16 protein-coding genes are annotated in these 19210 nt (G+C 71.5%); 10 read left to right on the forward strand and 6 right to left on the reverse strand.

Features of this window, described 5'->3' with window-relative positions:
- The first annotated feature begins 135 nt into the window (after positions 1-135).
- Complete coding sequence (locus ACLBWX_RS10380) at positions 136-1695, forward strand: helicase HerA domain-containing protein (protein ID WP_447676987.1); 1560 nt, start codon at positions 136-138, stop codon at positions 1693-1695.
- Between the two features lie 35 nt (positions 1696-1730).
- Here the strand turns inward: ACLBWX_RS10380 and ACLBWX_RS10385 are convergent, their stop codons facing one another.
- Positions 1731-2774: an ABC transporter substrate-binding protein gene (locus ACLBWX_RS10385; protein ID WP_447676988.1), complete on the reverse strand. Its 1044-nt coding sequence runs from the start codon at positions 2772-2774 to the stop codon at positions 1731-1733.
- A 349-nt stretch (positions 2775-3123) separates the two neighbouring features.
- Here ACLBWX_RS10385 and ACLBWX_RS10390 point away from each other — a divergent pair, with 349 nt between their 5' ends.
- Complete coding sequence (locus ACLBWX_RS10390) at positions 3124-3531, forward strand: DUF3597 domain-containing protein (protein ID WP_447676989.1); 408 nt, start codon at positions 3124-3126, stop codon at positions 3529-3531.
- A gap of 111 nt (positions 3532-3642) precedes the next feature.
- On the opposite strand, the gene ACLBWX_RS10395 is transcribed toward ACLBWX_RS10390, so the two are convergent.
- Positions 3643-4557 carry an ATP-binding protein gene (locus ACLBWX_RS10395; RefSeq protein ID WP_447676990.1) on the reverse strand — a complete coding sequence of 305 codons (915 nt, stop codon included), beginning with the start codon at positions 4555-4557 and terminating at the stop codon, positions 3643-3645.
- Between the two features lie 243 nt (positions 4558-4800).
- On the opposite strand from ACLBWX_RS10395, the gene yajC reads away from it, so the two are divergent.
- The 5 genes from yajC (at position 4801) to ACLBWX_RS10420 (ending at position 9395) form a co-directional block, all read left to right on the forward strand.
- Positions 4801-5136 carry a preprotein translocase subunit YajC gene (yajC, locus tag ACLBWX_RS10400; RefSeq protein WP_447676991.1) on the forward strand — a complete coding sequence of 112 codons (336 nt, stop codon included), beginning with the start codon at positions 4801-4803 and terminating at the stop codon, positions 5134-5136.
- Between the two features lie 78 nt (positions 5137-5214).
- Positions 5215-6825 (forward strand): protein translocase subunit SecD, encoded by a 1611-nt coding sequence (secD, locus tag ACLBWX_RS10405; protein ID WP_447676992.1) that lies wholly within the window; start codon positions 5215-5217, stop codon positions 6823-6825.
- Positions 6826-7153: 328 nt separating this feature from the next.
- Positions 7154-8101, forward strand: a complete 948-nt coding sequence (gene secF / locus ACLBWX_RS10410; protein ID WP_447676993.1) for a protein translocase subunit SecF — start codon at positions 7154-7156, stop codon at positions 8099-8101.
- A gap of 9 nt (positions 8102-8110) precedes the next feature.
- Entirely contained in the window at positions 8111-8500 is a 390-nt protein-coding gene (locus tag ACLBWX_RS10415; protein WP_447676994.1) for an Mth938-like domain-containing protein, read from the forward strand.
- A gap of 13 nt (positions 8501-8513) precedes the next feature.
- Positions 8514-9395, forward strand: a complete 882-nt coding sequence (locus ACLBWX_RS10420; protein WP_447676995.1) for a phytoene/squalene synthase family protein — start codon at positions 8514-8516, stop codon at positions 9393-9395.
- Positions 9396-9476: 81 nt separating this feature from the next.
- Here ACLBWX_RS10420 and ACLBWX_RS10425 read toward each other — a convergent pair whose 3' ends face one another.
- Entirely contained in the window at positions 9477-10400 is a 924-nt protein-coding gene (locus ACLBWX_RS10425) for a manganese catalase family protein (protein ID WP_447676996.1), read from the reverse strand.
- A 279-nt stretch (positions 10401-10679) separates the two neighbouring features.
- On the opposite strand from ACLBWX_RS10425, the gene ACLBWX_RS10430 reads away from it, so the two are divergent.
- Complete coding sequence (locus ACLBWX_RS10430; protein ID WP_447677103.1) at positions 10680-12398, forward strand: L-lactate permease; 1719 nt, start codon at positions 10680-10682, stop codon at positions 12396-12398.
- Between the two features lie 130 nt (positions 12399-12528).
- Entirely contained in the window at positions 12529-13059 is a 531-nt protein-coding gene (locus ACLBWX_RS10435; RefSeq protein WP_447677104.1) for a GNAT family N-acetyltransferase, read from the forward strand.
- Between the two features lie 398 nt (positions 13060-13457).
- Here ACLBWX_RS10435 and trmFO read toward each other — a convergent pair whose 3' ends face one another.
- From trmFO to ACLBWX_RS10450, 3 genes are all read right to left on the reverse strand, one after another.
- Complete coding sequence (gene trmFO / locus ACLBWX_RS10440) at positions 13458-14876, reverse strand: methylenetetrahydrofolate--tRNA-(uracil(54)-C(5))-methyltransferase (FADH(2)-oxidizing) TrmFO (protein ID WP_447677105.1); 1419 nt, start codon at positions 14874-14876, stop codon at positions 13458-13460.
- 49 nt (positions 14877-14925) lie between these two features.
- Entirely contained in the window at positions 14926-15900 is a 975-nt protein-coding gene (locus ACLBWX_RS10445; RefSeq protein ID WP_447676997.1) for a S1C family serine protease, read from the reverse strand.
- A gap of 121 nt (positions 15901-16021) precedes the next feature.
- A complete protein-coding gene (locus ACLBWX_RS10450) occupies positions 16022-17425 on the reverse strand; it encodes an FAD-binding oxidoreductase (RefSeq protein WP_447676998.1) in 1404 nt (467 codons plus the stop codon).
- Between the two features lie 301 nt (positions 17426-17726).
- On the opposite strand from ACLBWX_RS10450, the gene serA reads away from it, so the two are divergent.
- Positions 17727-18974: a phosphoglycerate dehydrogenase gene (serA, locus tag ACLBWX_RS10455; RefSeq protein ID WP_447676999.1), complete on the forward strand. Its 1248-nt coding sequence runs from the start codon at positions 17727-17729 to the stop codon at positions 18972-18974.
- Positions 18975-19210: the final 236 nt, after the last annotated feature.

Below are 19210 nucleotides of genomic sequence, written 5' to 3' on the forward strand. Positions count from 1 at the left end.
GCCCGGCTGCGGCCCCTGGCCTGTGGACGCCGCCCGTCCGGAACGGACCTGCCGGAGGGCACGCGTGTTAAGACCTTCGTGCGAGAGCCTTGAGGAGCGCCGGGGACGAGCCTCGGCGCGGGAGCCGGAGCAGGTATGACGGTCGGCATCGAGATGGGTCTGAGCATGGGGCCGGGCGCGGAGCCCGCGCGCCTCGATCTCGAGGAACTCCTGGCCACGCGTCTCCTGGTCCAGGGCAATTCCGGCTCGGGCAAGTCGCACCTGCTGCGGCGCCTGCTGGAGCAGAGCGCGGGCGCGGTGCAGCAGGTGGTGATCGACCCCGAGGGCGACTTCGTCACGCTGGCCGAGGCCTACGGCCACGTGGTGGTGGACGGCGCCCACGGGGAGGCCGACCTCCAGGCCATCGCCGCACGGGTGCGGGCGCACCGGGTCTCGGTGGTGCTCACCCTGGAGAGCCTCGACATGGAGGCGCAGATGCGCGCCGCGGCCGCCTTCCTCGGCGGCCTGTTCGAGGCCGAGCGCACCCACTGGCACCCGGCCCTCATCGTGGTCGACGAGGCCCAGATCTTCGCCCCGGCCGCGGCCGGCGACGTCTCGGACGAGGCCCGCAAGGCCTCGCTCGGCGCCATGACCAACCTGATGTGCCGGGGCCGCAAGCGGGGCCTGGCCGGCATCATCGCCACGCAGCGTCTGGCCAAGCTCGCCAAGAACGTGGCGGCCGAGGCCACCAACTTCCTGATGGGCCGCACCTTCCTCGACATCGACATGGCGCGGGCCGCCGACCTGCTCGGCCTCGACCGGCGCGGCGCCGAGCGTTTTCGCGATCTGTCGCGCGGCGAGTTCGTGGCGCTCGGGCCGGCGCTGAGCCGCCGGCCGCTCGCCCTGCGCATCGGCCCGGTCACCACCTCGGCGCGTTCAGGGTCCCCGAAGCTGGTGCCGCTGCCGGCCCCGGCGGATGCGGACCTGCGCGCCCTCATCCTCACCCGCGCGCCCGACGAGCCGGCGCAGGGCTGGGCCCCGGCGCCGCGCACGCCGCCGACCCCGCGCGCCACGCCGGCCGATCTCATGCGCGAGCTCAGCGCCTACCGCCCCGAGCCGGTGGAGGCGCCCGAGCCCCTGAGCGAGGAGGCGGTCCGGGCCGGGCTCGACGGCGTCCTGCGCGGCATCGCCGCCGACCCGGATGCCGGCGGCCAGCCGGTGGCGGTGGTCTACCAGGACTTCCTCGTGCGCTGCCGGATGCGCGGCCTCGACGGCGAGGCGATCAGCCTCGCCGCCTTCCGCCGCCGCCTCGGCGTCGCCCGGGCCGGGCTCGACGGGGCCGACGTCGCCCCGGACGAGGCGGACGGGCGCTGGGAGGAGGCGCAGGGCGTCGCCGCCACCCTGCCGGACGAGGTCCAGGGCCTGTTCCTGCTCCTCGCCCGCGCGGCTCTGGCCGGCGAGCCCTGCCCCGGCGACGAAGCCCTGGCGCGCGCCATCGGCAGCCGCTCGCCCGGCCGCGCCAAGCGCCTGCTCGCCTATGTGGAGACCCGCGGCACCATCGTGTGCCGCATGGATTACCGCGGCAACCGCATCGTCGCCCTGCCGGCCCTGAACTGCGAGACCGGGCCGGGCGACCCGAAGGCCCCCCTCGAGGCGAGGTCCGGCACCCCGGCGGCGCCGGAAGCCGGCCTGCCGGGCCTGTTCGCCGCCGAGTAGGCCCTCGGGCGAACCCCTCGCGAAACCGCGCCGCCTCAGCGCTTGGTGGCGGCCTCGTAGTATTTCGGCTCGAACAGGCCCTCCAGGGGCACGTCCTTGTCGAGGGTGCCGATGGAGACCTGGTAGGCCTGCATCTTCTTCGTGGCCTCGATGATCGCACGGGGATCCGCCGTGAACTTGGCGGCCGGCGAGGTGATGGCCTTGGTGATGGTGGCGAGATCGGTGATGCCCTTGCCGAGCGCCGCCTCCACGGGCTTGGCCGCCCGGGCCGGGTCGCTCTTCAGGAGTTCGGTGGCCCGCACCACGGCCTTCACGAGGCCTTCCACGGCGGCGGGGTTCTTGTCCGCGAAGGCGCCGAACACCCCCACCACGGTGCCCGGCTGGTCGGGGAACATCTCGCCCCCGGTGGCGATGAGCTTGATGCCGGGGTTGCGCATCTGCACGATGGTGAGCGCCGGCTCGCGGATCGAGGCGCCGTCGACGGCCCCGGCCAGCATCGCCTGCTGGGTCGCGTCGATGCCCATCGCCACCACCTCGGCATTGGCCTTGTCGGCCTTGGCCACCTGCCAGAGCCAGTGCTGCAGGGTGGTGTTGGGGACCGAGCCCGCCGGCTGGGTCGCGAGGCGGGCGGCCTTGCCCTCCTTGGCCCGGAACTTCGCGAAGGCCTCTCCCTTGTCGGCGCCGTCGGCGAAGTAGGGGGCGAGCTTGGGGCTCGCCACGAACACCATCTCCTCGATGGCGGTAGCGGCCACCACGCGCACGTCGATGCCCTTGGTGCGGGCGACGGCCAGGGGCGCGACGCCGGCGACGTAGACGTCGATGGTGCCCGAGGCCAGGGCCTGGATCATGTTTGGGCCGGATTCGAAGGTGGTGAAGGTGGGGGCGAGGCCCGCCTCCTTGAGCCAGCCCTCGCCGTTGGCCACGAAGACCGGCGCCGCGCCGATCACCGGGATGACGCCGATGCGCACCGCGACCGGCGCGGCGCTCTGCGCCGCGGCCGGCCGGGCGGCGGGGAGGCCCGCGCCCGCGGCGAGGGCGGTGGCGAGGGCGAGAGTGGCGGCACGGCGGGTCAGGCGCATCGGAGGGGTCCGGTCAGGGGCGGCCCCGCCGGACGCGGGGCGGCGTGCGGCGGGGCCGGGAACGAGGATGCCGCGCAGTGGCATGCGCGGGGCTCCGGCGCAAGAATCCCCTCCGGTCTCGGGGTCCGGTCGCGCATGTTTGGCATTGTCGTCTCCCTCGGGCGACGACGGGAGACGATGAATCTCCCGCGGACGAAGGGCGGCGGGGCCGGCCGGCCCCCTCGAACGCCCGTTCGATCTCGTCCAGGCCGCCCCTGATCTGTGCCGGTGCGGGAACGCGGGCGGACCCACCCCGTTGTCACCCCGTCGCGGCACCGGCCGCCGCCATAAGATTGAGGGAACACCCGCCATGAGCCTCCTCGGCAGCATCGTCAGCAAGATCCTCCATCCCTTCGGCGGCGGCGACGCGCAGGCCAAGCCCTCCGAGGCAGGCGCCCAGCCCTCCGCCGGCGGCTCGGACGCCCCCGCCTCGACCGGCGCCGGCACCCCGGCCGGCGGCCCCGTCGACGTCGAGGAGGTGCTCAACGGCATGGCCGCGAAGAATTCGCAGACCCTGAACTGGCGCACCTCGATCGTCGACCTGATGAAGCTCCTCGACCTCGATTCGAGCCTCACCGCCCGCAAGCAGCTCGCCGACGAGCTGCACTACACCGGCGACAAGGAGGACTCGGCCACGATGAACGTCTGGCTGCACAAGCAGGTGATCAAGAAGCTCGAGGAGAACGGCGGCAAGGTCCCGGCCGACCTCAAGGATTGATCGTCTCGCCACTTCGGCGCGGCCCGGTTCTCGGACCGTGCCCGAGGGGCGGGGGACAAGGACGAGGGGCAGGGGGCGAAGGCTCCCTGCCCCTTCGGCGTCGGCGGAAGGCTAATCCTCCAGCCGCTGCCCCAGGCGGCCGGCCAGATCCTGGATGAACTGGAAGGCGGTGCGCCCCGAGCGGGAGCCGCGGGTGGTCGCCCATTCGAGGGCCTCGGCGCGCACGCGGTCCGGCTCGGCCCGGAGGCCGTGGCGCTCCACGTAGGCGCGGATCATCGCCAGGTACTCGTCCTGGCTGCACTTGTGGAAGCCGAGCCAGAGGCCGAAGCGGTCGGACAGCGAGACCTTCTCCTCCACCGCCTCGCCCGGATTGATCGCCGTGGAGCGCTCGTTCTCCACCATGTCCCGGGCCAGCAGGTGGCGCCGGTTCGAGGTGGCGTAGAACAGCACGTTCTCGGGCCGTCCCTCGATGCCGCCGTCGAGGGCCGTCTTCAGGGACTTGTACGAGGTGTCGTCGCCGTCGAAGGAGAGGTCGTCGCAGAAGACGATCCAGCGGTGGGCGTCGCCCCGCAGGGTCGCCATCAGGTCGGGCAGGGCCTCGATGTCCTCGCGGTGGATCTCCACGAGCTTCAGGGGCCGGGCGCCGGGCGCCCGCGCGGCGTTGATCTGCGCATGCGCCGCCTTGACCAGCGAGGACTTGCCCATGCCGCGCGCGCCCCAGAGCAGGGCATTGTTGGCCGGCAGGCCATCGGCGAAGCGCTGGGTGTTCTCCACCAGGGTGTCGCGGGCCCGGTCGATGCCGGTGAGGAGGCCGATCGCCACCCGGTTGACGCGGGGCACCGGGATCAGCCGGCGCTCCGGCCCCCACAGGAAGGCGTCCGCCGCGTTCAGGTCGACGGCGGCGCGCGGGGCGGGGGCGGCGCGCTCCAGGGCGGCGGCGATCCGCTCCAGCACCGGCAGGAACTCCGGCACGGGCAGGAACGCCGCGAGGGCGGCCGCATCGGCGGCGGGGGGCGTGGCGGTCATGGACGGCTCCTCGGACTCGGGTCCAGCGGCGGGTGCCGTGCTTTACGGTGCCGGGGCGCCGCGATGAACCCGATAAATCGCGTCGCGGCCGGCGATTTGCGGGCCGGCGACCCATTCGCCTCACCCGTGCGGCGTTGCTTTCACTTAGGCCCTGGCTATAGTCCGCGCGCTTTTTGGCAAGCCCGGACGCCCCCTCGACCGAGGGTCCGGCGGCGCGGGCCTTATCCTCGAGGAGTCACCCGCTTGATCACCCCCGCCTTCGCGCAAGGGGCCACCTCGGCCGCTGGCGGAGCGGACATCGCCTTGCAGGTGGTGCCGTTCGTCCTCATCTTCGTCATCATGTACTTCCTGATCCTCCGCCCGCAGCAGCGCCGCGTGAAGGAGCATCAGAACCTGGTCAAGAACGTGCGCCGCGACGACACCGTCGTCACCAGCGGCGGCATCGTCGGCCGCGTCACCAAGGTCGCCGACGAGGCCTCGGAGATCGAGGTCGAGATCGCGCCCAACGTCCGCGTCAAGGTGGTGCGCACGATGATCACGGAAGTCCGCGTCAAGGGCGCGCCGGTCAAGGCCGCCTGAGGGCGGCGACCCGGGCATGCGGGCCGCTTTCGGCCTGCATCGCCACTGGAAAAAACGGACACAGGACGGTACCGGCGGATGCTGCGCTTCTCGAGAACCAAGATCGTCACGACGCTGGCCGTCATCCTGATCGGCCTCAGCCTCGCCGTGCCGAGCTTCTTCTCGGCCGAGCAGCGGGCCGGCTTCATGGCCTCCCTGCCGGGCTGGTTCCCGAGCTGGATCGTGCCGCAGCGCGCGATCGTGCTCGGCCTCGACCTCCAGGGCGGCTCGCAGCTCCTGCTCGAGGTCGACCAGACCGACCTCGCCAAGTCCCTGACGACGGCCCTGCGCGACGACGTCCGCCGGGTCCTGCGCGAGGCCGGCGGCGTGACGCCGGAGGGCGGCATCCAGATCATCCCGCGCGGCGTCCAGCTCCGGATCACGAACGAGGCCGCCCGCGCCAAGGTGCTGCCGAAGCTGCGCGAGCTCTCGCAGCCGCTCTCCAACGCCCTGGTGAGCCAGGGCGGCGGCCAGACCCTCGCCCTCGCCGAGAAGCCCGAGGGCGTGATCCAGCTCACCCTCACGGATGCGGGCCTCACCGACCGGACGCGCCGGGCCGTGACCCAGGCCATCGAGGTCATCCGCCGCCGCATCGATTTCGGCGGCACCAAGGAGCCCTCGATCCAGCAGCAGGGCGCCGACCGCATCCTCGTCCAGGTCCCCGGCCTCCAGGATCCGCAGAAGCTGGAGGACCAGCTCGGCAAGACGGCCAAGCTCGAGTTCCGCATGCTGGCGGATTCGCCCTCCGGCGACGTCGACCTGCTGCCCTCCAAGGACGAGAAGGGCGCCCGCGTCCCGGTCGAGCGCCGCGTGATGGCCTCCGGCGCCGACCTCACCGACGCCCAGCCGGCCTTCGACCATCAGACCCAGGAGCCGATGGTCAGCTTCAAGTTCAACCTGAAGGGCGCCCAGAGCTTCGGCCAGGCGACCTCGGAGAATGTCGGCCGCCGCATGGCCATCGTCCTCGACAACGAGGTGGTCTCGGCCCCCCGCATCAACACGCCGATCACCGGCGGCTCCGGCCAGATCACCGGCAACTTCACCGTGGCCCAGGCCAACGAGCTCTCGATCCTGCTGCGGGCCGGCGCGCTGCCGGCCAAGCTCACCGTGGTCGAGCGCCGCGTGGTCGGCCCCGGCCTCGGCAGCGATTCGATCCAGGCCGGCAAGTACGCCACCCTGGTGGCCGGCGTCCTCGTCATCGCCTTCATGTTCGCCACCTACGGGGTGTTCGGCTTCTTCGCCAACATCGCCCTCATCGTGCATGTGGGCCTCATCCTCGGCCTGATGTCGGTGCTGGAGGCGACCATGACCCTGCCGGGCATCGCCGGCATCGTGCTCACCATCGGCACGGCGGTGGATTCCAACGTGCTGATCTACGAGCGCGTGCGCGAGGAGGTGCGGGCGGGCCGCTCCATCGTCTCCGCGCTCCAGGCCGGCTTCGACAAGGCCTTCGCCACCATCATCGATTCGAACTCGACCATGGCGATCGCCGCCCTGATCCTGTTCTTCCTCGGCTCCGGTCCCGTGAAGGGCTTCGCCGTGGTCTTTATCCTCGGCATCCTCACGACGGTCATCACCGCCGTGACCCTGACCCGGATGATGATCGCCCTGTGGTACAACATGGCCCGGCCCAAGGCCCTTCCGTTCTGAAAGACCTTGCCGTTCTGAAGGCCTTGCCCTTTTGAAGCCCCTGCCGTTCCGAAGGTTCTGCCGTTCCAAACTTCGCTGTCCGTCCGTTCACTGCTCGCAAAGGGAGGTCGATCCGGTTTTCGCGTGATCCGCACGATCGTCACGTCACCGCGTCATCCCGGGGCCGCCAAGCGGAGCCCGGGATCCAGACGCACCGACGCGGCGGGACGGGCGCCCTCCGTGGTTCTGGATTCCGGGCTCGCCTGCGGCGCTCCGGAATGACGTGGAGCCCGGAGCAGCGTGTGCGATCATCGGGCCGCCGGCCGACCTCATCGCCGAAAGACCGATCATGCGCCTGCTCCGCCTCTGGCCCGACGAGTCGCACGTCGACTTCATGCGCTTCCGGCGCCTCACCTTCCCGCTCTCGGCGCTCCTGTCGGTGGCGACGGTGGTGCTGTTCCTCACCGTCGGCCTGAATTTCGGCATCGACTTCAAGGGCGGCACCCTGGTGGAGCTGCAGGCGAAGGCGAGGACGGCCGATGTCGGTGCCGTCCGCCACACCGCCAACGGCTTCGGCTTCGGCGAGACGGAGGTGCAGGAGCTCGGGGCTGAGGGCACCGTCCTGGTGCGCTTCCCCCTGCAGCCGGGCGAGCAGGGCCAGACCGCGGTGATGCAGAAGGCGCACGCCGCCTTCGACGCCGACTACGAGTTCCGCCGCACGGAGACCGTGGGACCGCGCGTCTCCGGCGAGCTCGTGCAATCGGGCACCATCGGCGTCGTGCTGTCCGTGCTCGCGGTGCTGTTCTACCTCTGGTTCCGCTTCGAGCGGGAACTGGCGCTCGGCGCCATCGTGGGCACGCTGCACGACATCGTGCTGACGCTCGGCGTCTTCGTCATCACCCGCATCGAGTTCAACATGACCTCGATCGCCGCGATCCTCACCATCGTGGGCTACTCGCTGAATGAAACGGTGGTGGTGTTCGACCGGACCCGCGAGCTGATGCGGCGCTACAAGACCATCCCCACGGTGGAGCTCCTCAACCTCTCGATCAACTCCACCATGTCGCGCACGGTGATGACCGCGACCTCGGCCTTCCTGTCGCTCCTCGCCCTGGTGCTGTTCGGCGGCGAGGCGATCAACGGCTTCGCCATCGTGATGCTGGCCGGCGTCGTGATCTGCACCTACTCGGCGATCTTCGTCTCGACGCCGGTGCTGATCTATCTCGGCCTGATGCTCTCGGGGGTGAAGGCGCAGGGGCGCCCGGCCGGCGGGCGCGTGCCCCAGGCGGCGGAGTAGGGGAGCGGCATGGCGTCCTCCGGCAGCCTGCACGACGGCTTCGTCCCCGGGCGCCACCTCATCGACGCCTACGGGAACGGCGGCTTCCGCTTCGCCGAGATGTCGCATCGCGGCTCGATCCTGGTCACGCCGTCGGGCATCCGGGCCTGGGAGGTGAGCGAGCCCCGCGCCATCGACCGGACCGCGCTGCGCCCGATCCTCGCCGAGGCCGGGGCGGTCGAACTGCTCCTCGTCGGAACCGGGCTCGACATCGCGCCTTTTCCTGATGCGCTCCGGCGCTGGCTCAAGGAGGGGGGCATCGGCCTCGACGTGATGCAGACGGGGGCCGCGGCGCGCACCTACAACATCCTCGTGGCGGAGAACCGCAAGGTCGCCGCCGCCCTGATCGCGGTCGCATGATGAAGTGCCGGACATGACGGATTCGGACACCCGGACCAGCCCGGCCGAGGGCAACCTCGCCTTCGCCTTCCAGCATTGCGAGGCTCTGGTCCGGGAGGGCGATCCCGACCGCTACTTCGCCACCCTCTTCGCGCCGGCATCCGCCCGTCCCCACCTCTTCGCCCTCGTCGCCTTCAGCCTCACCGTCGCGCGGGTGCGCGAGGCCGCCTCCAACCCGATGGCCGGCGAGATCCGCCTGCAATGGTGGCGCGACGCCCTCCAGGGCGAGGCCCGCGGCGACGTGAAGGCCAACCCCGTCGCCGCCGCCCTCGACGACGCCATCGTGCGGCGCAAGCTCGGACGCCAGCCCTTCGTGGATCTGATCGATGCCCGGGTCTTCGACCTCTACGAGGACCCGATGCCCCGGGTGAACGACCTCGAGGGCTATTGCGGCGAGACCGCCTCGGCCCTGATCCGCCTCGGCGCCCTCGTCCTCTGCGACGGGGTCGAGCCCGGCGGAGCGGCGGCGGCCGGGCATGCCGGCGTCGCCTACGGGGTCACCGGCCTGCTGCGGGCGCTGCCCTGGCACGCCCGCGCCGGCCAGGTCTACCTGCCCGCCGACATCCTCAAGACCTACGGCGTCACCCGCGAGGACATCGTCACCGGCCGCGGCGGCCCCGGGCTCCTGCGCGCCGCCGCCGACCTGCGGGCGCTCGCCCGCCGGCACCTCAAGGCCTACGAGGCGGCCCGCGCCACCATCGCGCCGGCCGCGCGCCCCGCCTTCCTGCCGGTCGCCCTGGTCGAGCCGTATCTCGCCGCCATGGAGCGGCCGGGCTACGACCCGCTCAACACGGTGGTCGAGATCCCGCGCTGGCGCCGGCTCTGGACCCTCTGGCGCGCCTCCCGCCGGGGCTGAAACGCGGCGCGTCCCTGAACGCGCTCGCGAAAAAGGGCGGCTCCGAAGAGCCGCCCCGTCGACGATCCCGAGGGCTCCGGCTCAGCGGGCCTTCTTCGTCAGCTTCTCGGCGATCTCGAACATCTCCTCGGGGGCGTAGTCCGGGGTGAAGGCGGAGGGCACGCCGGTGAGCTGGTGGATCTTGCCGCCGTCCGGCATGCCCTCGACGACGCTGAGCTCGCCCGGCGGGTCGCCCGGCAGCGCCACCTCGCCGTTGCCCCAGATGCCGGCCATCTCGGTGTAGTCGCCCGGGCTGAAGGTGTAGAGCCGGCGGTGCGAGCCCTCCTGCAGGTACTTCTGGCATTCGGGGATCTTGTCGAGGTTGATGTTCGGGGTCGGCAGGAACTTCTCGATCTCGACGCCGGTGATCTTCTTCAGGGCCAGGGCGTAGGCGTGGGCATGGACCGAGCCGCGCACCAGCAGGTAGCCGCAGACCTCGCGGCCCGTCGGATCCGTCAGGGTCTCGTAGACGCGCAGCTTGTGCAGGCGGGCGCCGCATTCCAGGTGGAAGTTGTGCAGCAGGTCCACCACGACGTTGCCCGTCGTGGTGATGAAGTCGTTGTTCCACGACGCGCCGTTGCTGTTGACCGGCGTCACGCCGCCGCCGTTCGACAGGAAGGCGGCCGCGAGGCGAATGTCCTTCATGTCCTCGAACGGCGCCTTCGAGAGGTCGCCGCCGTCCGTCTCGTCGCCGTCGTTGTCGGGACCGTTGTTGAGCATCGCCACGCCGTTGCTGACGAGCTCGACATGGCCGAGTTCCTCGGCCGTGATGGCGGCGACCAGGCTATAGAACGGACGCAGCTTCGACTTGCTGCGGAAGTTGAAGCTCTGGAACATGTAGTTTCCCAGAGTCGACATCTCGCCGTACTTGCCTCCGAGCAGTTCCTGCAGGGCCGCGGCGGCGTTCGGGTCCTTCCGCTTCGGGGCGGGCAGCTCGGCCTGTAGCTTGTCGACGCGCATAAACATAGATTAAATCTCCGCTTCCGGTCGATCGGGGTCTCGTCAGGGAAGTGAGCGCCGGAGGGGCATGTTCCGCCGGTCCCGGCAGGAATGCGCGGGCTGCGGCGCCGTAGACCGGCGCGAGAAAGCACGCGGACGACGCGGCGCCGGAGGGGAATCTGCGGGCAACACCCTCTGAATACATGATTAACCGCGTTGAGCCGGCCGGATTGCTCTGCTAGCAACGGAAACAAGGCCCGGCACGAGATCGGGCTGCCCTGGAGGAGTACGGCGCCCGTGAACACAGTGACCACCTGGAATCAGGTCTACGACCCATTCGGGAACCCCTGGCTCTCGACTTTCGCCGCCTCGCTGCCCGTCATCGCCCTGCTCGGCATGATCGCGAGCGGCAAGGTGCAGGCCCATATCGCGGCCGTGCTCTCCCTGGTGCTGGCCTTCTGCGTCGCCGTCTTCCTGTTCGGCATGCCGGCGGATCTGGCCACCCGCGCCTCCGCCTACGGCGTGGCGCTCGGGCTGTTCCCGATCGGCTGGATCATCCTGAACGTCATCTTCCTCTACCGCCTGACGGTGGAGAAGGGCTGGTTCGGCACCCTGCAGCAATCGGTGGCGGGCATCACCACCGACCGGCGGCTCCAGCTGCTGCTGGTGGCCTTCGCCTTCGGCGCCTTCTTCGAGGGCGCGGGCGGCTTCGGCACCCCGGTGGCGGTGACGGGCGCGATCCTGATCGGCCTCGGCTTCTCGCCGCTGGCGGCGTCGGGCCTCTCGCTCATCGCCAACACGGCGCCGGTGGCCTACGGGGCGCTCGGCGCGCCCATCCAGGGCCTCGCCTCGGTGACGGGCTACGACCCCTACATCCTCGGCGCGATGATCGGCCGGCAGCTGCCGTTCTTCTCGATCCTCGTGCCGTTCTGGCTGATCTGGGTGTTCGCGGGCTTCCGCGGCATGATGAAGATCTGGCCGCCGATCCTGGTCTGCGGCGGCTCCTTCGCGGCGGCCCAGTTCCTGATCTCGAACTACGTGAACCCCTGGATCGTCGACATCGGCGCCTCCCTGGTCTCCATGGCCGCGCTGGTGGCCTTCCTCAAGGTCTGGCAGCCCAAGGAGATCTGGACCTCCCCGGCCCTGCGCGGCAACGACCCGTCGGTCGGCTACGTCAACGGCGGCCGTCCCGTCTCGGTGGGCGCCGCCGTGCCCGGCGACCTGCCCAAGGTGGATCTCGGCGGCCGCACCGCGACCTCCCGCGAGATCATGATGGCCTGGGTGCCGTGGATCATCCTCTCGGTGATCGTGGCGATCTGGGGCACCGGCTGGTTCAAGGGCATCGTCAACCCGCTCTTCACCTGGAAGTACGAGGTGCCGGGCCTGCACAACGTGATCATGAAGGTGCCGCCGGTGGTGGCGAAGGCCCATCCGGAAGCGGCCGTCTTCTCCTTCACCTACATGTCCTACACCGGCACCGGCGTACTCTTCGCCGCGCTCATCTCCGGCCTCATCATGCGCTTCTCGCCGCTGCGCCTGGTGACGGCCTATCTCGAGACGATCTGGGTGCTGCGCTACTCGCTCATCACCATCGCGGCGATGCTGGCCCTGGGCGTGCTCACCCGCTACGCCGGCGTGGACGCCACCCTCGGCCTCGCCTTCGCGGGCACCGGCATCCTCTACCCGTTCTTCGGGACCCTGCTCGGCTGGCTCGGCGTCGCCCTGACCGGTTCGGACACGGCCTCGAACGTGCTCTTCGGCGGCCTCCAGAAGATCACCTCGGAGCAGCTCGGCCTGTCGGGCATCCTCATGGCCTCGGCGAACTCGTCGGGCGGCGTGATGGGCAAGATGATCGACGCCCAGTCGATCGTCGTCGCCTCCACCGCCACCGGCTATTTCGGCCAGGAGGGCAAGATCCTGCGCTTCGTGTTCTGGCACTCGATCGTGCTGGCCTGCCTCGTGGGCGGCCTCGTGATGCTGCAGGCCTACGTGCATCCGTTCAGCGCGATGGTGATCCACCCCTAGGCGTCACCCGCCCCACACCCTGACGACGCAGCCCGCCCCGGAGACGATCCGGGGCGGGTTTTTCGATGACGGTGCCCGGCGGCGCGCGATGCCGCTTGTGTCCCGGGCCGCGCGGGCGCAAATCCTGGGCATGTTCTTCCGCAAGCTCGCCTCGCGCTACAGCCTCGCGAACCTCAAGCCGGTCGAGACCGCGCGCCTGCGGCTCGCGCCGCTGGTGCCGTCCGACGCGGAGGCCCTGCGCGCGCTGACCGACGACCCGGCCATCACGGGGGCGGTCGACTTCCTGCCCGCGCCCTTCACCCTGACGGATGCGCGCCAGCTCATCGGCCCGGCCAAGGTGACGAAGGACTGCTTCCTCGGCGCGCGGCTGCGGGCGGACGGGGCGCTGGCGGCGGTGATCGGCCTGCACCTGCGCGGGGACCACGCCGTCGAGGTCGGCTACTGGGTCGGCGGCGCGGCGCGGGGACAGGGGCTCGGCACCGAGGCGGTCACCGCCGCGGTGGGCCTGCTGCGCGCGCGCTTCCCCCACCGCTTCATCATCGCTCAGTGCCGCCCCGAGAACGCGGCCTCCGTCGGCCTCCTGCGCAAGGTCGGGTTTCGCGATACCGGCGATGCGGGCCAGCTGCCCGGACGCCGGATCTTCACGTTCGAGCCGGGGTGATTCTGCCGACCCTTGCTCCGGAGACGATGCGGGGATTCAACGTCCGAGGATCGTCAGGCGTGGGTCGGGGTCCGAGCCGGAAACTCATCGCCAAGCGGTTCATCGCGACACGCTTCGACTCCCCCTCGATCGCAACCGTCGGTGCCGCGTTCGCGATCCCACCCGCTCAGGGACAAGCGGGGTCCATGAAGGACGGACGCTGGATCCAGCTGCTGGTGGCCCTGGCCCGGCCTGTGGCGGGTCACGCTGCCATCCGTCGCATGCGAGGCGAGGATCGAGTCCCACGACGCTCACCCTGCCCATCGCAGGCGCCGCAGCCCTGCCGATCGTGGGCGGACTGTCGACCGGCGCCATCCGCGCCCGGAGCGGCCGCCGAACGGCGATGAGCCGAGGGCGGCCTACTCCGCCGCCGCCCGCACCGGGTCGATCCCCATCCAGGCCGCGAGATCCGCGCGCGCCCGGTCGGTGAGGGCCTTCTTCTTGGCCACCGCCTTCTCCGGACCCTTCAGACGCTTGCCGCCTTCGCCCTTCGGGGCGTGGTCGAGGGGCGGGAACAGGCCGAAATTCACGTTCATCGGCTGGAACGAGCGCGGGGACCCGGCCTCCTCGGCCGCGATGTGGCCGCCGGTGATGTGGCCGATCAGGGCGCCGAGCGCCGTGGTGGCGGGAAGGGGCACGAGCGTCTCGCCGCGCGCCTCGGCCACCGCGAAGCGGCCGGCCATCAGGCCGATGGCGGCGCTCTCCACATAGCCCTCGCAGCCCGTGATCTGGCCGGCGAAGCGCAGGCTCGGCCGCGCCTTCAGCCGCAGGGTCGCGTCGAGGAGGCGGGGGCTGTCGAGATAGGTGTTGCGGTGGAGGCCGCCGAGGCGGGCGAACTCGGCGTTCTCCAGGCCCGGAATCGTGCGGAACACCCGGACCTGCTCGGAATAGGTCAGCTTCGTCTGGAAGCCGACCATGTTGTAGAGGGTGCCGAGCGCGTTGTCCTGGCGCAGCTGGACGATGGCGCAGGCCTTCACGGTGGGGTCGTGCGGGTTGGTGAGGCCCACCGGCTTCATCGGGCCATGGCGCAGGGTCTCGGGGCCGCGCTCGGCCATGACCTCGATCGGCAGGCAGCCGTCGAAATAGGGGGTCGAGGCCTCCCACTCCTTGAAGCCGATCTTGTCGCCGCCGATCAGCGCCTGGATGAAGGCGTCGTACTGCTCGCGATTCATCGGGCAGTTGATGTAGTCGGCGCCCGTGCCGCCTGGCCCGACCTTGTCGTAGCGCGACTGGAACCAGGCCTTGCCCATGTCGATGGACTCGCGATGCACGATCGGCGCGATCGCATCGAAGAAGGCCAGCGACTCGGCGCCGGTGAGTTCGCGGATGCCCTGCGCCAGCGACGGCGCGGTGAGGGGACCCGTGGCGATGATGGTCCGGCCCCAGGCCTCGGGCGGCAGGCCCTCGACCTCCGCGCGCAGGATCCGGATGCGCGGATGGGCCTCGATCGCGGCGGTGACGGCCTTGGCGAAGCCCTCGCGGTCGACGGCCAGGGCGCCGCCGGCGGGAACCTGGTGCGCATCGGCCGCGCGCAGGATCAGCGAGCGTAAGGTGCGCATCTCCTGGTGCAGGAGTCCGACGGCGTTGCCATTGGCGTCGTCCGAGCGGAACGAGTTGGAGCAGACGAGCTCGGCGAAGTCGCCCCCGTGATGGGCCTCGGTGCCGCGCACGGGGCGCATCTCGTGGAGCACCACGTCGTGGCCGCTCTCGGCGATCTGCCAGGCGGCTTCCGACCCGGCGAGGCCGCCGCCGACGATATGGATGGCGTTGTCCGTCATCGGCACGGGATAAACCCGCCGGGGGCTTCGATCAATGGAGGGATCGGGATCAATGGAGCTGCGGCGAGACCAGGAAGCGCGCGCGGTCCGAGGAGGTCACCGAGAGCTTGAGGGGCTTTCCGTCCCGCTGGATCGTCAGCGGCACCCGCACGCCGGCCTCGCCCAGCGCCCAGACCTGGCGGAAGAAGCCGGCGAGGTCGGAGACGGGCTCGCCCGCCACCGCCACGATGACGTCGCCCGGGCGCAGGTCCGCCGCCTCGGCCGGGCCGTCGTCGGCCAGCCCCATCACCACCACGGCCTCCTCGCCGTCGCTGGCATAGAGGCCGAGCCAGGGGCGCACCGGCCGGTCGACGCGGCCCCGGGTGGTGAGGTCGTCGAGGATCGGGGTCAGGAGGTCGATCGGCACGATCATGTTGATGGTCTTGGGTCCGGCCGTGCCGCCCTGCTGCAGCTGCAGCGAGCCGATGCCGAGGAGCGCCCCGTCCGGTCCGATCAGCGCCGCCCCGCCCCAGTGCGGGTGCGAGGGGGCGGTGAACAGGGCCTCGTCGAGGACGTATTCCCAGTAGCCGGCGAATTCCTGCCGGGCGACGATCTCGACGGCGAGGCTGCGCGCCCGGCCGCCGACCCCGGCCATCACCGCCCGGTCGCCGATCTTGACCGGACCCGAGCGCCCGAGCTTCAGCGGCTTGATCTTCAGGTCGCCCAGCGCCTGGACCAGGCCGAAGCCCGTGACCGCGTCGAAGCCGACCACGTGCCCGGGCACGGAGCGCCCGTCATGGGTGGTGAGCCAGACGGAATCCGCCTCGGTCACGAGGTAGCCGATGGTGAGCACGAGACCGTCCTCGCCGATGACGACGCCGTTCCCGGCCCGCTCGGTGCCGAGCGTCTCGGCGGTGAAGGCCTCGGGGGGCACCCGCGTCGAGAGCGCCACGATGGCGGTGAGCGCCTGCTCGAGGTCGTAGCCGTAATCGGCGGCCTTGGGCTGGGCGGATGCGGGGATCTTCCAGTCACCGGGCGAGGCCATGGGAGCGTCTTTCCTGCCGTCGTGTCGCGTGGTCGTCGAGACGGGAGATAGGTCGCCGGCTCGGATTCCGACAGTCTCGGGGCCTCGACGCCGCGGCGTCTTCCGCCGGCCCGGCCCGCGCTCAGGGCAGGGCGCGCAGCACCTTGCCGGGGTTGAGCAGGCCCCGCGGGTCGAGGGCGCCCTTGATCCGGCGGGCGAGCGCCATCTCCTCCGGCCGGCGGTGGCGCACGAGCTCGTCGACCCGGTACTGGCCGATGCCGTGCTCGGCCGAGATGCTGCCCCCGAACCGCGCCACCGCGTCGTGGACGATGCGGTTGATGGCGTCCGGTTCGTGGCCGGGGCCGATGATCACGTTGTAGTGGATGTTGCCGTCGCCCATGTGGCCGAAGATGTTCGGCCGGGTGCCCGGCGCGCCCGCGGCCAGGGCCTCGCCCGCCGCCGCCAGGAAATCCGGGATCGCCGGGATCGGCACCGAGACGTCGTGCTTGACGCTCTTGCCGGCCCGGGCCTCGGCCTCGGTGATGTGCTCGCGCAAGGCCCAGAGGGCGGCGGCCTGCTGGCCGGATTCGGCGAGCACGCCGTCGGTGGCGTCGCCCCGCTCCAGGGCCTCGCCGAGCAGCGTCTCCACCGCCTCGCGCAGCCCCTCGAGGCTCGAGCCCGCCTCCATCAGCACGGTCCAGCCGGCCTCGGCGATGGGACTGGCCAGGCCGGCATGCTCGGCCACCAGGGCGAGGGACTCGCCCGCGATCAGCTCGAAGGCCTGGATGGTGTCGCCCAGCGCGTCCTGCGCCGCCCGGAGGAGGCGCAGGGCCGCCGCCGGATCCGGCACCGCGAGCAGCGCCGTGGCGGTGTGGCGCGGGCGCGGCACGAGGCGCAGGATCGCGGCCGTGACGATGCCGAGCGTGCCCTCGCTGCCGATGAAGAGCTGCTTCCAGTCGTAGCCCGCATTGTCCTTGCGCAGGGCGCGCAGGCCGTCGACCACGGTCCCGTCGGCCAGCACCACCTCGAGCCCGAGGACGAGGTTGCGGGTCATGCCGTAGCGCAGCACGTTGATGCCGCCCGCGTTGGTGGCGATGACGCCGCCGAGCATGGCCGAGCCCTCCGCCGCGAGGCTGACGGGAAGGAGGCGGCCTTCCGCCTCCGCCGCGTCCTGCGCCACCTCGAGGATGCAGCCGGCCTCCGCCTCCAGGGTCAGCCCGAGGGGGTCGACCCGGCGGATCGCGTTCATGCGGGCGAGCGACAGCACCACCTGGCCCCCGGAGGCGTCCGGCGTTGCGCCGCCCGCAAGGCCGGTATGTCCTCCCTGGGGCACCACCGCGACGCCGGCGGCGTGGCAGGCCGCCATCACGGCGGCGACCTGCGCCGTGTCGGCCGGGCGCGCCACCGCGGCCGGCCGGCCGGGAAAGAGGCGGCGCCAGTCGACCGCGTAGGGCGCGAGATCGTCCGCGCCCGTGAGCAGGCCGCCCCGGCCGAGGCAGGATTCCAGGCGGCCGAGGAGGTCGGCGGGCACGGCTGTCTGGCTCATGGGCGGGCTCACGGGCGGGCTCCTCGGCGGGCTCCACGGCGGGCTCCCCGTGCGGGGGCTCGGGGATGGGCCGCGGGCGCGAAAACGGGTCGCCCCGGCATCCCGGCGCCGGCTCCCCGGGTCAAGGGGGTGGCCTGACAATCGCCGCCGATGTTCAAGACCGGGCCTTGACCGGACCGGTGAACTGGCTTCTCACACGGCCCATTCGGGGCCACGCGCCGCGCGCCAAACGGTCGCGCGCAGCCCCAAGGCCCGGCGCCGCATCCGCCCCGCCGGGCGCGACATCCAGAAGAAGACGATCATGGCCGAAAGACTCTCCTTCCCGAAGGACAAGATCCGCGTCCTGCTGCTCGAAGGCATCAACGACAGCGCCGCCGAACTCTTCGCCGCCGCCGGCTACACCAACGTCGTGCGGGTGCCCAAGGCGCTGGACCGGGAGGCCCTGCACGAGGCGCTGAAGGGCACGCACATCCTCGGCATCCGCTCGCGCACGCAGCTCGACGCGGCGGCCCTGGCCCATGGCGAGCGCCTGCTGGCGGTGGGCTGCTTCTCGGTGGGCACCAATCAGGTCGACCTCGAGGCCGCCCGCCACCGGGGCATCCCGGTCTTCAACGCGCCCTACTCGAACACCCGCTCGGTGGCCGAGCTCGTCATCGGCGAGATCGTGATGCTGCTGCGCCGGATCGTGCCGCGCTCGGTGGGCGCCCATGCGGGCGAGTGGGACAAGTCCGCCACCGGCTCGCAGGAGGTGCGCGGCAAGACGCTGGGCATCGTCGGCTACGGCAATATCGGCTCGCAGCTCTCGACGCTCGCCGAGGCGATGGGCATGCGGGTGGTGTTCTACGACCAGACCGACAAGCTGCGCCACGGCAACACCGAGCCCACCGACAGCCTGGAGACCCTGCTGGCCCAGAGCGACGTGGTCTCCCTCCACGTGCCGGAGACGCCGGAGACCCACAACATGATCGGCGAGGCCGAGATCCGGGCGATGAAGCCCGGCGCCTTCCTGATCAACAACGCGCGCGGCACCGTGGTCGACCTCGACGCCCTGGCCGGCGCCCTGCGTGACGGCCACCTGCGGGGCGCCGCCGTCGACGTGTTCCCGGTGGAGCCCGGCTCCAACCAGGAGCGCTTCGTCAGCCCCCTCCAGGGCCTGCCCAACGTGATCCTGACGCCGCATATCGGCGGCTCGACGGAGGAGGCGCAGGAGCGCATCGGCTCCGAGGTGGCGCGCAAGCTCGTCGATTACTCCGACATCGGCTCGACGGTCGGCACCGTGAACTTCCCGCAGGTGCAGCTGCCCGCCCGTCCCACCGGCACGCGCCTGATCCACGTCCAGCGCAACATTCCGGGCATGCTGGGGCGCCTGAACGACACCTTCGCCCGGCGGGGGGTGAACATCGCGGCGCAGTTCTACCAGACCGACGGCGAGGTCGGGTACGTGGTGGTGGAGACCGACGTCACCGATGCCGGCGCCGAGAGTCTGCTGGAGGAGATCCGGGCCCTCGACGGCACCATCCGCGCCCGCCTGCTCTACGAGCGCCGCTGAGGCGCGCGCAGTGGCGCGCCGGCGCGGCCTCGGGTAACCTGCGTCGAGCCGGTCCCGCCCGAAGGACCGCCCCCGGACCGACCGCGCTCGCGCCGGACACAGAGGAAGCCCAGCCGTTGCGTGCCAGTTCCCCGCGTGGCGGCCCCTTGCCCGATGCTCCCTCGCCCGATGGTTCTTGGCCCGATGGTTCCCGGCCCGATGGTTCCCGGCCTGACGATCGCTCGGCGGACGACGGC

The organism is Methylobacterium sp. M6A4_1b, from assembly GCF_053345175.1.